Here is a 14,349-nt window from a genome sequence, read left to right on the forward strand (position 1 = left end):
CATGACCCTGCATTCCGAGGATCATGCCCTGCGCCAGGCCATGCTCGACCCCGAATGGGCCCGCGTGCACGAACTGCTTACGATGGCCGAGGCGGCGCGCACCGGCGACACCCTCCCCGAGGATTTTGCCCAGCGGTTCGACGCGCTGAACGACGCGGTGATGCAGGGGCGCGAGGCGGGCGCCTGGGCCGGCCTTGCCCGTCACCTGGCCGAGGATGCGCTGGCGACGCTGACCCGGCTGGACCTCGACCTGATGATCCTCGCGCTGGCGCCGATGGCCGCGCCCGCGCTGGGGCCGCGCCTGCAATCGCTGCAACCGCAACTTGCCAGCCCCTGGCCCGGTGTCGCGCTGGTGCAGGAGCTGCTCATGCTGGGCACCGGGGCCGAGGTCGGGCTGATGTTCGACCGGCTGCATGCCACCGCCCCCGCCGTGCGGCTGGGCCTTCTGAAGATCGAGGGCATAAGCCCCAACCCGCAACTCCGCCCCGGCCCCGCGCTGATCCGCGCGCTGCTGCATCGCGACACCGAACTCGCCCCGCCCCCCGGCGCCCACCTGGTCGAGCGGATCGGGCAGTGGTCCGACCTCGTGTTGCCAGACACAACCCTGCGCCGGCTGCACGACTTCGCCGCCTGGGTCCACCGCGCGCAGATGTTGGTGACCGATTGGCAGGCGCGGCCGATCCACGGTCCGCTGGCGCTGTTTTCCGGCGGGTCGGGCACGGGCAAGAGCTTTGCCGCCTCGGTCATCGTGCACGAGTTGGCGCGGCGGACGGGCAGCCCCTGGGCGCTGTATGCGCTCGACCTCGGGCGGATCATGTCGAAATACGTGGGCGAGACCGAGGCGAACCTGAACGCCCTGCTCGACTCGCTCGAGGGGCGCAACGCGGTCTTGCAGATCGACGAGGCGGACGGGCTGCTGGGCAAGCGCGGGGAGGTCTCGGACGCCCGCGACCGCTATGCGAACCTCGAGGTGAGCCATATGCTCGCCCGGTTTGAACGTCACGCCGGGCCGGTGATCCTGACCACGAACCTGCGCAGCAACGTGGACACGGCCTTCCTGCGCCGCTTCCAGCTGATCGTCGATTTCCCCGCCCCCGATGCCGAGGCGCGCGCGCGGCTTTGGCAGGTGCTGCTGCCACGCAATGCCCCGATCGCCCCTCGAGTGAACCTGCCCGCGCTGGGCCAGGCCGTGCGACTGTCGGGCGGGTCGATCCGCAACGCGGCCGATTACGCCGCCGTGCTGGCGGCCGAGGCGGGCAGCCCCATCGACCTGCCGCACCTTGCCCGCGCCGTCTGGGCGGAACTCACCAAGGACACCCGGCAGGTGCGCAAGTCCGAAATCGGGCTGCTGGCCGAGTACCTGGAGGAGGCCCCATGAAGATCCGCCGCCTGACCCTGACCCTGCCGGCCCATATGCGCGGCACCGCTGAACACGACGCCCGCGCCATCGCCGAGGCGCTGGGCCGCGCGCTGACCGAGAAGGGTGCGGCTCAGAGTTCAAATTTGGGCCCGATCACCCTGCAAGCCCACGGCCAGATGGGCCCGGTGCTGGCGACCCGCGTGGCGCAGGCCGCGAAAGGGGGGCGTCATGGCGGTTGAGACGCGCGGCATGCTGTTCGAATACGGGCTGACCCTGCCGCCGCTTGCGCTGGTCTTCCGCTTCAACCCGACCGAGATCAGCCGTACCCGCACCGTCACCGTCCGCACCGGCAACGCGCCCGGCGCGCGGGGCGGCTATGACTTCCTGACGCCGCTCGAGACCGCCCGTGTCTCCCAAGGGGTCGAGATGCAGGCCGAGAGCTTTTCGATCACCGTCCTTCTCGACGCCACTGACAAGCTGAACGAGGGCGATCCGATCGCCGCCACCATGGGCGTGCAGCCGCAGATCGACACCCTGCGCGCCATGGCCGAGCCCAAGGCGCAGGGGCCGGGCGGGGTCAAGGTGCTCTCGGCGCTCGGCCTGCCCGGCGCGCGCGCCTTCGAGCGGCAGGAGGTGGCGAGCGTGCTGGTCTTTGCCTGGGGGCTGCAGCTGCTGCCGGTCTTCCTGACCAGCGTCAGCCAGAAGGAAACCATGCACCTGCCCAACCTCATGCCCTACCGCGCCGAGATGGGGCTGACCATGCAGGTGATCGAAAGCGCGAACCCGTTCTTCCTGGCCGACAAGGTGCGCCAGACCATGGGCACCGCGCTGAACCTCGTCGGCGGCATGGGATAGGGGGCTGAGATGGCGTTTTTCAAAGGCAGCTGGTACGAGGATCTTCCCCCCTTCGATCCGCCCGAGGACGGCACCCGGGGCTTTCGCGGTACCCGCGCGCGGGCGATCCCCGCGCCGCAGCCGGTGCTGGAACATGGCGTCGCGGTCGGCGACCGGATCGACCAGTTGGGCCAGAACTACTACGGCAACCCGCGCGACTGGCGGCGGCTGGCGGATGGCAACCCCGACGTGATCTTCCCCGAGGACCTGGTGTGGGACACGGCCGAGGGCGAGGTCGCGCATGAGAAGACCGGCGAGACGCTGCTGGTGCCCCGCCGGCGGGAGGGCACGCGATGAGCCTGCTTGCCCAACTGCTCGACCCCGGCTTCCGGCAGGCGGCCTCCGTCCTGATCCAGGTGGGCGAGGCGCAAGCCGACATCGGCTCGGTCGCCGCGCTGGTGTCGCATATCGAGGTCCGCGTCGGCCGGGCCGAGGCGGCGACCGCCACGCTGACCATCGACGACCGGCGCGACGAGACCGGCAATTGGATGGCCGCTGATTCCGGGCTCTTCGACGCCTGGACGCCCATCGTGATCTCGGCCGATTTCCAGACGCACGTGGAGGAGGTCCTGCGCGGCTACATCACCCAGCTGAAACCGACCTACCCGCAGAACGGCGGCGAGGCAAAGCTGACCCTCGAGGTGCAGGACGACAGCGCCGCGCTGGGGCGCGAACAGGTCCGCAAGGTCTGGGGGTCCGAGGACCAGCCCGCCACCGACCGCAGCATCGTCGAAGAATCGATCCAGGCCCTGACCCTGTCGCTGCTGCCCGGCCCCGACGGCGCCGCCAGCCGCAGCCTGACCCAGGACGCGACGCCGATCCAGTTCCTGCGCGAACGCGCCCGCGCCAACGGGTTCGAGCTGACCTTCCTGGCGGGCGAAGTCTATTTCGGCCCGATGCAGCTGGAAAGTGACCCGCAGGCCACGATCATGGTCTATGCCGGGTCCGCCACCAACTGCCTGTCGTTCAACGTCACCGAGGATGCGCAAAAGCCCGACGCCATCGCCTTCGAGCTCGCCCCGCGCGAGGAAGGCTCGGACCCGATCACCGAGGAGGTGACGCCCGACCTGCCGCTGCTGGGCCAGACGCCCTGCGCGGCCTCGGGCGCGGGGGTCGGCACGCCCTCGGTCCTGCGGGTCAGCAAGGAGGGCGACGAGACCGAGGAAGAAACCCGCGCCCGCGCGCAGGGCCTCGCCAACGAGAACGCCTTCAAGATCACCGCGACGGGAGAGCTGGACGGCACGCTCTACGGCCATGTGCTGCTGCCCGGCCGCACCGTCCGCGTGGATGGCACGGGCGAACGCAATGGCGGGCTCTACTACGTCGACAGCGTCACGCACCAGTTCACGCCCGAGGGGTATCGCCAGCAGTTCCAGCTGATCCGCAACGCCACCGGCGACGCGGACAGCCTTGGCGCGCCGCCCCTCGCCTCTGCCCTGTCCGCCATCTCATCCCTGTTCTGAGGTCCCCATGTCCGAGCTCTTCAAGACCATCGAAAGCACCGTCCGGGGCCAGCGCAACCGCTATTACGGCAAGTACCGCGCCATCGTGACGGATGTCGACGACCCCAAGGCCATGGGCCGGGTCAAGCTGTCGATCCCGTCCGTTCTGGGCACCGCCGAAAGCGACTGGGCCCTGCCGGTCGTGCCCTATGGCGGGGGGGAACACTACGGATTTCTCGCCATTCCCCCGGTGGACAGCGCGGTGGTGGCCGAGTTCCTCGAGGGCGACCCGAGCCAACCGATGTGGACGGGCGCCTTCTGGCGGCAATCGGGCCAGGCGCCGCAGGATTACGCCGACAAGGGCCAGGCGACCAAGGTGCTGATGACCGAAAGCGGGCACAAGCTGGTGCTGGACGACACGAGCGGCGAAGAACAGGTGACCCTGGTCAGCAGCGCCGGGGCCGAGCTGGTGATGGACGCCAATGGCAGCCTCGTTCTGACCGACAGCGCCGGGTCCACCGTCACTCTGGACGCCGAGGCGGGCGAGCTGACCGTGGCCGACGGCAATGGCAACTCGCTGGTCATGTCCCCGTCGGGCATCATCTGTACGGATGCGAATGGAAACGAGATCAAGGCATCAGGGTCGGGGGTCGAGATCAAGGCCTCGGCCACCGTCAATATCGAAGGGTCGATGGTCACCGTGGCCGGGTCGGGGGGCGAGCCGCTGGTCAAGGGCACGACCTTCCTGTCGCTCTTCAATTCGCACACCCATCCCACCGCCGCGCCGGGCGCCCCGACCCTGCCGCCGATGGTCCCGCTGACGCCCACCGTTCTCACCACCAAGTCGACGGCCTCGTGATGGCGCAGACCCGGTCCACCCTGCCCCGCGTGGGCTACATGGCCTTCCCCTTCCGCATGACGCGCAAGGGGGCGGCGACGGCGGCGCGGTTTGACCACATTCGCCAGCAGGTCGAACAGGTGCTGTTCACCTCTCCCGGCGAACGGGTGTTCCGCCCCGAATGGGGCTTTGGCGCGCGCCAGCATGTGTTCGAGATGAACGCCCAGCCGCTCTGGGATTACGCCCGCAACCGCCTCTACGGCGCGCTGGCCGAGGCGCTGGCGGGCGAGGTCGATCCCAAGACCATCCAGGTCGAGATCGGCGCGCCCGAGGGGCAGCCCAACGTGCTGATGGTTCGCATCGGCTACACCATCGCCGCGCTGCAAAGCCAGGAAGTGCATGAATTCGAGGTGAGCCATGGCTGAGCTGCCGCCCCCCACCCTGCGCTTCGACGGCGCCTGCCCGGACTGCGGAGAGCGGGTGGCCCGCCTGCCCCTGCCGATCCCCGGCGTCGAGGACGATTTCGACTGGCGCGTGCGCGACTACGACAGCTTCCGCCTGTTCATGATGCAGGAACTCGCCTCGCGCTTCCCCGAGCGGCAGCGCTGGACGCCCGCCGACACCGAGGTGGTCATCGTCGAACTGCTGGCCGCCGCGCTCGACCGGGCGAGCCATGCGCTCGACCGGGTGCAGGGCGAGCGGTTCATCGACAGCGCCCGCCGGCCGGAAAGCGTGCGGCGGCTGCTGGGGCTGATCGGCTGGCAGGTCGATCCGGCCACGCAGACGGACCTGGCCGAGGCGGAGGCCGCCCGCGTCGCCGCCCTGAACGCCGATCTCGACCCCGAGGACCAGATCGCCCCCCGCGACATGTCCCTGCTGATCGAAGAGCATTGGCGCCGCAACCCGACAAGGATGGAGGCCGCCCGCCGCGCCGGCCCGCGCCGCGTTTTCGAGCAGAACCGCATGGTGACCGCCGAGGATCACGAGGTCATGCTGCGCAGCCACCCGCTGGTGGCCCTCGCGAAATCCCGGCTGGTCTGGACCGGCTCCTGGCAATCGCTGATGGTCGCCGCGCTGCTGGTTGGCGATCTGGGCCTTGACGATCCGCTGCACGAAGGCGCCCCGGCCGAGGTGCCCAGCGCCCTTCGCCCCGACCTCTGGGCCGAGGTGGTGCTGTTCCACGAGGTGCGCGGACTGCCCCTGCCGCCGGTGAATGCCGCGCTCAGCGGCCGCCGCATCCTGCGCGGGATGATCGAGCAATACCGCATGATCGGCTCCGAGGTCTTCCTCGAGACCGCGCGCCCGGCGACGGTGACGCTGGTGCTCTCGGTTCGCGCCAGGCCGGGCTATTTCCGCAGCGAGCTGCGGCAGGCGCTGGCGCAGGTCTTCACCGCCGACACCGGCGGGTTCTTCGAACCGGGCCGGCTGGGGTTTGGCGCGGCGCTTTATGCTTCGGACATCATCGAGGCCGCGATGCAGGTCGAAGGGGTCGCGGTCGCCTGTCTCAACCTCATGAAGCGGGCGGGCAGGAAGCACCCGGATCAGACCGCCGAGGGTGTGATCCCCGTGGCCGATGACGAGTTCATCCGCTGCATGAACGACCCGACCGATCCCGGCCGCGGCACCTTCCGCATCGACGTGAACGGAGGAGAGGCCGGATGAGCCACCAGCCCCATATCCGCCGTGATCTGACCCGCTGGAACCGCGCGGGACTGACGCGCTTCGACTACGTGGACGGCGATGCCGCCGCCTGGCTGGAAGAGCTGCGGCTGGCGCTGATCGGCCTCTACATGCGCGGCGAAGGCGACATGGAGGAGCGCACCGCCGACGCCTGGCGCGATCTCTTCCTCGACGAGACCGACCCGGCCCGCCGCGCAGGCCGCGACCTGCCCGCCCTGCTGGGTGCCGTCGACTGGGACCGGATCGCGCCGCCCGCGCCGACCGCCCTCGAGACGCGCGGCCAGCGCCGCACCCGGCTGCTGGGGCAATACAATACGGCACCGGATGGAGACCACGCCTGGGAGATTCTGCGCGCCTTTGCCCGCGCCGCGCATGTGCTGACCGGGCATCTCGACGCCTATACGCGCGAGGGCTACCTGCGCACGGCCACGCAATGGGACAACCTGCGGCGACTGGCGGCGCTGGTGAACTACCAGCCGACCCCGCCCGCCTCTGCCTCGATGCTGGTGGCGCTGGGGCTCAAGGCAGGGCTTGGCCCGACCGAGGTCTCGGCGGGCCTTGCGCTGAAACACGCGCCGAAAGAGGGCGGGCCGCTGATCTTCGAGACGCGCACGCCGCTCTCGGCCCACCCGGCGCTGAATGCCGCGCGACCGGTGGACTGGGACGTGAACGATGTGCCCATCCGCCTGACCGAGGCGGTGGACTGGATCTTTCCCGAGGACACGGAACTGGCGCCCGGCGACCTTGTCGTCTTCACCGACGGAGTGCAGGGCGTCGCGGCGACCCTCGCCGCGATCACGCCCGGCATGACCGGCCTCGCGCAACTGGCCGTCACGATTCCCACTGGCGTCACCTCGCCCGCGCTACAGACCGGAAAGGCGCAGCTGCTGACCCGGTCCGAGGATGTGCGCCGTGGTCTGCCCCGGCCCCGGGTGGGGGAATACAAGCTCAGGATCCACGGCTCCAAGGTCGGGTTGCAGAAAGGCGACCTGATCCGGCTGGTCGCCCGGGGCCTGTCGGAGGTGGTCGAGGTCACGATTGCCAAGGGGGAGGAGATCTGGGTGCAGACCGACACCGACCTGCCCGGAAAAGTCGAGATCTTTCCGCTCTCGCCCGTCGGCCGCGACGAGGACGGGACCTACAAGACCGGCGACAGGGGCCTGTCGACCATGTTCTACACCGGCCCCACCGGCATCCGCAGCAAGGGCAGGGCCGACAGCGGCGTGGAGACGCTGAAGACCGAGGCCAATGTCGAGATCGGCTTTGCCTTCACCCTGTCCGGCATGACCGGCGTCTCGGGCTACGTGGACCGCGCCGATACCGAGCCGCTGGTGGCCACGGTCGAGGATCATTCGCACAGGCTGGCCGATGGCGAAAGCCTGCGCCGCGTGATCTTCGAGGGCAAGCCGCCCAAGGCGCTGGCCGGCGGGTCCTGGATCGTTGAACGCGACCCGGCGGGCGGGCTGACCGCGCTGCGTGTGGTGTCGATCCGAACCGCCACCGGGCGCTACGAGGTCACGCTCCACGCCGATGCCGACGCCAGCCCCGAGCTGTCGGAATACCACGGGCCCATGAAGGCGCCGCTGCACCCCGAGGGCTACGACCGCAACCCGCACAAGGCCCTGCCCGGTGCGCTTCAGGCGTTGACCCTGACCGGCATCCCGGCCGAGGCTGCGGCGATCCTGCGGCCCGGGCGGCCGCTGATCCTGTGTGCCGAGGACCGCGCCTGCCCGGATGTCGCGGCGGTGCTGACCTCGCTCAACCATCGCGAGGACCAGCTCGAGATCACCTTCAAGCCCGATGGCGAGACCGGCGATTTCGTGCTGGGCCAGCTGCTGGTGCGGCTCAACGCCGTGACCGTGACCCATGGCGAAAGCATGGGGCCCAAGACGCTGGGGTCCGGCGACGGGGAGTTCGCCGAACAGGTGTTCATGCTCAAGGTGCCGGGGATCAGCCATGTGCCCTCGACCCTTGCCACCTGCGGCGTGGTGCCCGACATCACGGTCACGGTCGACGGTGAGGCCTGGGATTTCCGCGACTACACCGACGCCACGGCGGACGGCACCCGCGCCTGGTCGCCGGTGCTGGGCGAAGACGGCCTCTTGCGGCTGCATTTCCGCCGCCGCCTACCCACGGGCACCAACAACGTGCGCCTCTTGCGGCACCGCATCGGCACCGGCGCGCGCGGCAACGGCGTGCCGCCGCTGGCCATCGCCAAGCCGATGCGCAAGCACCCGGCGGTCGAGACGGTGCACCAGCCCTTTGCCGCGACCGGCGGCGCCGACCGCGAGGCGGTGGAAAGCCTGCGCACCTCGGCCCCCGCGCGCCTGCAGGCCAATGGCCGCGCCGTCAGCCTCACGGATTTCGAACGGCTGGTGCAGGGCCATGCCTCGGTCTGGCGCGCGCGGGCGGTCGAACGCGGCGGCGCGGGCCGGATGCGCGGGGTCGACATCACGCTGGTCCCGGCGGGCGGCGGGCGGCTGGAGACGACGCTGAAATCCGACCTGTCGGACCTCTTGACGCGCTATGCCCTGCCCGGCGTGCAGTTCGGCTTTTCCGACTTTGGCCCCGTGCGGCTGGTGCTGGGCGCGCGCTTCCGCGCCGACCTCGTGGCGCACGACCGCACCGACATCCTCGCCGCCGCGCAGGACAAGCTGGCGCGGGTCTTCGCGCTCGAGGCCCGGGGCTTTGGCCAGCCGGTTTTCGTGGCCGAGGTGCTGGCCGCGCTGGAAACCGTGCCCGGAATCGTCACCGCGACCATGACCGATTTCGACACCGAACCGCCCCGCGCCGGAGAGGCCGAAGCGCCCCAGCGCACCGCCAGCCGCGACGGCGCCATCGCCGCGATCTTCCCCGAGGGGCGGCAGGTCGCCTTCCTCGGCCCGGTGCGGACGGGCGCGCCGCAGGCCAACCTGAAACTGATCGTGGAGAGCGCGGATGCCTGACATCGACGCCATACGCAGTCGCGCGGGCCGCCTGCTTTACCGCGAACTGCCCGAGGAATACCGCTACCGGGATGCCTCGGAGCCCGGAGAGCTGGGCGATCTCGAGGCCTTCCTGCACGGCCCCGGGCACCTCCTGGACCTGATCCGCGCCACGACCGAACAGGCCCATGCCGACAGCTTCGCCGAACCGGTGGACGGGCGCAGCATCCAGCCCTGGCTGCTGCCCTACCTGGCCGAGCTGCTGGGCGCGCAGCTGGTCGCGCCCGACACCGGCCAGCGCACGGCCGAGCTGAACAGCACGGTCGGCTGGTACAAGTCCAAGGGCACGCTCGGCAATATCGACAGCATCGCCGACGTGGTGGCGGGCACCGAAAGCGCGGTGCGCGAGGGCTGGCGCATGGTGGCGGTGACGCCGCGCATGAACGTGCCGCCCTTCACCGCGCCGCCCGAGGCGCCCGGCACGGCCGCGCTGGTGGCCGAGATGGCGCCGCGCGGCTGCCCGGACATGCGGGTCATGTCCCGCGCAGTGCAGGACCCGGACGGCTCCGGCCCGATGCAGCGGCTACGCCCGCGCGCAGGCGATCCCGAGGGCAAGACGCTCTTCTGGCGGGCGCTGAACCCCGGCGGGCTGCCCTGCTTTCCCGGCCATTATGACGATATGTCCGTGCGCACCCCCGACCTGCGCGACCCCGCCCGCACCGCGCGGCCGGGCCCGCATCCGCGCCGCACGATGATCCACATGCGCCCGCCCGAGGGGATGTTCGCCAGCCACCTGCCCGTCCTGACCCTGAACACAGCCGCCAAGGTCGCCGCCGCCTTCCCGATGGAGGAGAACGGCGTCAGCACCTTCGCCGCTGCGGACCTCTGCGCCGCCAACGACCTGCCGCCCTCGGACCGGCTGGTGGTCAAGCTGACGGATCACTTCAAGATCCCGTCCGGGCTGCATCGGTTCGACGGCATCCTCTTTACCGGGCGCAAGGGCGGCAACCCGATCCGGTTCCGCCTGATGGAAGGCGCGCAGGTCGAGCTGACAGGCTGCGCGGTCGAGAAGGTGTCGGTCAACGGGTCGCTCGCGGATGCGCCCTCGGTCATCGCCCGCGACAGCCTGCTGGGCGAGGTGCTGGCCCCGGATGCCTGGGTGCAGCTGGAATACGTGACCGTGGCCGGGACGCTGGATGCCAAGCGGCTGCACGCCTCGGACTGCATCCTGGCCGACCTGGCCGACACGCTGACCTGCGACGACGCGGCCGGGCATTGCATCCGCTACTCGGCCATCGGGCGCACGGGTCTGACGCCCGGCACGCCCTGCGCCGAGATCGCCGCGCCCGGCAACACCCGTGCTACGCCCGAGTTCCTGCGCCTCTGGATCAAGGACGGCGACAGCTGCACCCTGCGCCCCGCCGCGTACGGAAAGCCGGGCTATGGCGTGCTGGACACGACCACCCCCGCCGCCATCGCCTCCAGGGCCGAGGATGACGGAGAGATGGGCGCCCATCATGGGCACCACCACCTCGCCGCGATCCGCGCGCTCGACAAGAAACTCCGCAGCTTCCTGCCTTTCGGGCAAGAGGTCGCGCTGGCCTACGACCCGCTTCTCGCCCTGGACCCGCCCGTAATGGCGGAAGACTGAAGGAGACGTTCCGATGAAAGGTTCCAATTCGCGCCTGCAGTTCGACGCCGCGCACCGCTATTCGAACGTCTACCAGGTGCAGGGCGGGATGATCACCGATTCCGACCTGGGCGAGGCGGCGGCCATTGGCTTGGCACGGGACGAGGCGCAGGGCCGGGCGCTTGCCGCCTCGGGCGTGCCGGTCACGGGCGGGATGGTGCGGTGGCAGGACGACCGGCCCGGCATCACCGAAGGGACGGTCTTTGCCGAAGGCAAGCAGGGGCAGTTCCGGCTGACGGGCAAGGCCGATCCCGACGATCTCAAGGCCATCCTGGCCGCGCAGGCCGATTACCCCTCGGCCCCCGAGATGACCGACGACGCGGCCCTTCTATACGTTGACGTATGGGAACGCGCGGTCTTTGCCGCGCAGGACCCGGACATGACCGATGCCGGGCTGCACGGGATCGAGACCAGCTACCGCACGCGCACCATGGTGCAGCTCAAGACGCTGCCGGTCGAGGACGCGAGCCAGGAGGCCATCGCCGAGCTGATGGCCAAGCACCCGGCCTTCCTGCGCCGGGGCACGGCACGGGCCAGGATCGCCGCCGTGGCGCCCGACGTGGCGCTGGACGACTGCGACCCCTGCGCGGCGCTGGTCGAGATCGACCAGGCGGTGCCCAACGCGCTCTTCCGGCTGGAAATCACCCGGGTGATCCGCGACGACGCGGACAAGGTGACGGGGCTGGAACTGGCCTGGTCGATGGAGAACGCCGCCGCCATCGAGGCCAATACCGAAGCCACCCGGGGCGCGCTGAAACGCGGCGGCGCGGTCTACCAGTTCTTTTCCGACGCGAGCGAGACGCACCAAGGCTGGGTCCTGGGCAAGGTCACACCGCTGCATGGCGCCTTTACCGCCGACCTCGACGCGGCGCCGCTGCTGGGCGACCCGGACGGCTTCCCGCTGGTGCGGCGCTGGGACGGGCAGGCCGTGGTCGACCTCTCGGGGGCCGAGGTGACATCGAAACTCGGCGCCGCGCAGCCGGTCATCAAGGGCAAGACTGTCGAGATCCCGACGCCCTTCTTCACCCTCTCGCTGCCGCTGGACGGGGCCGAGTACCTGGTCGGCGATTACTGGCTGGTCGAGATGCGCCGCCACGCGGACGAGCCGGACCGCCTGCGCCTTGTCGGGGCCGAGGGCGACAGCGCTCCGCCCCACGGCATCCTGCACCACTTCTGCCCGATCCTGCTGACCAAGGAGGGCAAGCCGGCCGAGGAACAGCCCGACTGGCTGTTTCGTGCGACCTCCTTCCCGGCGCTCAGCGACCTGCCGGCCGATCACGTGTCCTATCATCCGCCCGAGGATTGCCCGGTCTACAAGGGTGCCGAAACGGTGCAACAGGCGCTGGACGCGATCTGCGGTCTGAACGCGAAACATGTGCATTTCGATCCCGAGGAAGGCTGCGAGACGCTGACCGGCACCGACAACGTGCACGATGCGCTGATGGCGCTGTGCAAGGCGGATGACGACCAGACGCTGCGGCTGATGCTGCGCACCATGGCCGATTGGGGCGTGGTCTGCGGGCTGCGCACCACGCTGGTGGACGCCGAGACCATCCGCATCACCCCCGGCACCGTGCTTAACCGCCTTGGCGACCTGCGCGCCCTGCCCGAGATGGAGCTGAAGCTGGGCAAGATCGACAAGGAGGCAATCCACGGCGAGTTGAAGGAGATCATGGAACGCCACGGCGAGGTCTGCCTGTCGCTTGAACTGACCGATGGCGAACCGCGGTTCCACCTGTCGGACCCCGACTTCCCCTACACGCGCGACGACCTGACGATGGAGCAGCGCATCCGCGCCTGCCTCGAGCAGCGCCAGACGCTCGACACCGGCGCGGTGCTGGCCAAGCTGACCGAGGACGAGCGCGTGGTGCTGAACCAGGTCCACGTCGCCTGGACCAACCTCAAGGTGCTGGGCGCCACCATGGCGCTGGACAGCAAGGCGCAGGGCATCGCCGAGGGCATCCTGGAAAAGCTGACCGACGAGTTCCGCGGCTTTGCCAGCGAGACGGCGCTGGCGTCCCTCGACGTGCTGATGGAACGGGCCCGGCAGGAGCATGAGAGAGTCCTCACCCGCTCCGGCTCGGCCGAAGAGCAGCGGCAGATGCAATACATGGTCGCCCGCTTCGGCATCCTCGCCCTGGTCGAGATGGAGAACAAGCAATCCTGCGCATGCGACAACGTCCTGCCGGTCTGCCCCGAAGAGGACAGGCTGGCACTGATCCCCATCGGCTGCGTCGAACTCTTCAGCTTCGAGCCGGGCGAGCTGGCCGCGGACCGCGTCTGCGACTTCTGCTGTCGCAAGGTGTCACAGAACTGGCGCCGGGCGCGCTACTACTACGGCGACCCGATGGAGGACATGTACAAGGAATGGGCCGAGCAATGTTGCAGCGACCGGCAATATGACGACACCTCTGCCGCGCTGAACGCCTACCGCCCCTCGGCCGAGATGCTGTCGGCCGCCGTCGGGTCCGAGTTCTGGCCGCCCGATCCCGGCATCACCCATGTGACTGACCGTACGGGACCGGATGTACGCGGTCTGACCGTGTCCAAGGCGACCGAGGTGATGGGCGGCGCGGGCGTCGGCGTGGTCAGCGATGCACATATCGACCTCGACAAGGGTGACATCTTTGCCCGACTGATCGGCATCCTCGACAAGGACCCAAGCAAGGCGATCCGCCTCGATTACCAGGCCAAGCAGGGCGACAAGGTGGGCTTTTTCACCTCAGAGGGGATGGTCCGCGACATCTACGTGGTGCAGCAGGCCTTCTGGTGGGGCTATGTCGACTACGGCGCCCTGCTCGAGGTTTACAAGCCCGACCTGAAGGTCGAGGGCGGCCTTGCACTGGCCGAGCCCGACGACAGCACCCCGTGGTTCAAGGACCTCAAGGACCGCATCGGCACGCTCGAAGCCGAGCCCGTCGATCCCCGGATCAAGACCCTCGAACAAGAGATCGCGGGGCTGAAGGGCGACCTTGGCGTGGTCTCGGCCATGGACGGGCGGATCAGGACGCTCGAGTCTGGGACAAGCGATCCGCGCATCGGCGCGCTCGAGGCAGAGATCGCGGGGCTGAAGGGGCAGGTCGACGGGTTCGCCTCACTCGACAGCCGGCTCAAGACCATCGAGTCGGGCAGCTTTGGCGTCAAGCCGACGGAGTTCGCCGCGCTCGAGGCCAAGGTGGCCGTGATGGAAGGCACCACCGGCACCTCGCCCGCGATGGAGGCCGAGATGGACACCCTGCGCCGGCGCAACGACGAACTGGCCGCCGCCAACTCCGAGGCGATGCGCACGATCGAGGCGTTGAATGCCTCGGTCAAGACGATGGAGGGGGCGGTCCTGCGCGCGGCGCCGATCGAGGACGTGGTGGGCAGCACCACCGGCAAGGCGCTGCGCGCGGCCGGGATCACCACCAAGGGGCAGCTCGACGCGATGTCCAAGACCCAGCTCGACCGGGCGCTGAGCGGCTCGCGCACCGGGTCGGACAGCGTGATCGACGCCAGCCGCAACTTCAAGCTGTGAGGAG

At 69.7% G+C, this 14,349-nt stretch carries 11 protein-coding genes; all 11 read left to right on the top strand.

The genetic code is table 11. The features are described 5' to 3' along the window. Position 1: 1 nt before the first annotated feature. The 11 genes from MF270_RS12775 to MF270_RS12825 are packed head-to-tail and all read left to right on the top strand — an operon-like array spanning position 2 to position 14,345. Positions 2-1,378, top strand: a complete 1,377-nt coding sequence (locus MF270_RS12775; RefSeq protein ID WP_238366286.1) for an ATP-binding protein — start codon at positions 2-4, stop codon at positions 1,376-1,378. Then, positions 1,375-1,599, top strand: coding sequence for a hypothetical protein (locus tag MF270_RS12780; RefSeq protein ID WP_238366287.1), 225 nt, complete (start codon positions 1,375-1,377; stop codon positions 1,597-1,599). The genes MF270_RS12775 and MF270_RS12780 overlap by 4 nt, the downstream gene beginning before the upstream one ends. Further along, positions 1,589-2,215, top strand: coding sequence for a hypothetical protein (locus MF270_RS12785; protein WP_238366288.1), 627 nt, complete (start codon positions 1,589-1,591; stop codon positions 2,213-2,215). The genes MF270_RS12780 and MF270_RS12785 overlap by 11 nt, the downstream gene beginning before the upstream one ends. A gap of 9 nt (positions 2,216-2,224) precedes the next feature. Continuing rightward, a complete protein-coding gene (locus MF270_RS12790) occupies positions 2,225-2,551 on the top strand; it encodes a hypothetical protein (protein ID WP_238366289.1) in 327 nt (108 codons plus the stop codon). Next, positions 2,548-3,717: a phage late control D family protein gene (locus MF270_RS12795; RefSeq protein ID WP_238366290.1), complete on the top strand. Its 1,170-nt coding sequence runs from the start codon at positions 2,548-2,550 to the stop codon at positions 3,715-3,717. Before MF270_RS12790 ends, MF270_RS12795 begins: the two co-directional genes overlap by 4 nt. Positions 3,718-3,724: 7 nt before the next feature. After that, positions 3,725-4,555, top strand: coding sequence for a phage baseplate assembly protein V (locus tag MF270_RS12800; protein WP_238366291.1), 831 nt, complete (start codon positions 3,725-3,727; stop codon positions 4,553-4,555). Beyond that, positions 4,555-4,959, top strand: coding sequence for a GPW/gp25 family protein (locus tag MF270_RS12805; protein ID WP_238366292.1), 405 nt, complete (start codon positions 4,555-4,557; stop codon positions 4,957-4,959). The genes MF270_RS12800 and MF270_RS12805 overlap by 1 nt, the downstream gene beginning before the upstream one ends. After that, on the top strand, positions 4,952-6,196 hold the full coding sequence (locus MF270_RS12810) for a baseplate J/gp47 family protein (protein ID WP_238366293.1): 1,245 nt from the start codon (positions 4,952-4,954) through the stop codon (positions 6,194-6,196). The genes MF270_RS12805 and MF270_RS12810 overlap by 8 nt, the downstream gene beginning before the upstream one ends. Then, positions 6,193-9,159 carry a baseplate J/gp47 family protein gene (locus MF270_RS12815; protein ID WP_238366294.1) on the top strand — a complete coding sequence of 989 codons (2,967 nt, stop codon included), beginning with the start codon at positions 6,193-6,195 and terminating at the stop codon, positions 9,157-9,159. Before MF270_RS12810 ends, MF270_RS12815 begins: the two co-directional genes overlap by 4 nt. Then, on the top strand, positions 9,152-10,789 hold the full coding sequence (locus tag MF270_RS12820; RefSeq protein ID WP_238366295.1) for a hypothetical protein: 1,638 nt from the start codon (positions 9,152-9,154) through the stop codon (positions 10,787-10,789). Before MF270_RS12815 ends, MF270_RS12820 begins: the two co-directional genes overlap by 8 nt. 13 nt (positions 10,790-10,802) lie before the next feature. Continuing rightward, a complete protein-coding gene (locus MF270_RS12825; protein ID WP_238366296.1) occupies positions 10,803-14,345 on the top strand; it encodes a hypothetical protein in 3,543 nt (1,180 codons plus the stop codon). Positions 14,346-14,349: the final 4 nt, after the last annotated feature.

The sequence above is a fragment of the Mesobacterium pallidum genome (assembly GCF_019966535.1).
Lineage (GTDB): Bacteria > Pseudomonadota > Alphaproteobacteria > Rhodobacterales > Rhodobacteraceae > Mesobacterium > Mesobacterium pallidum.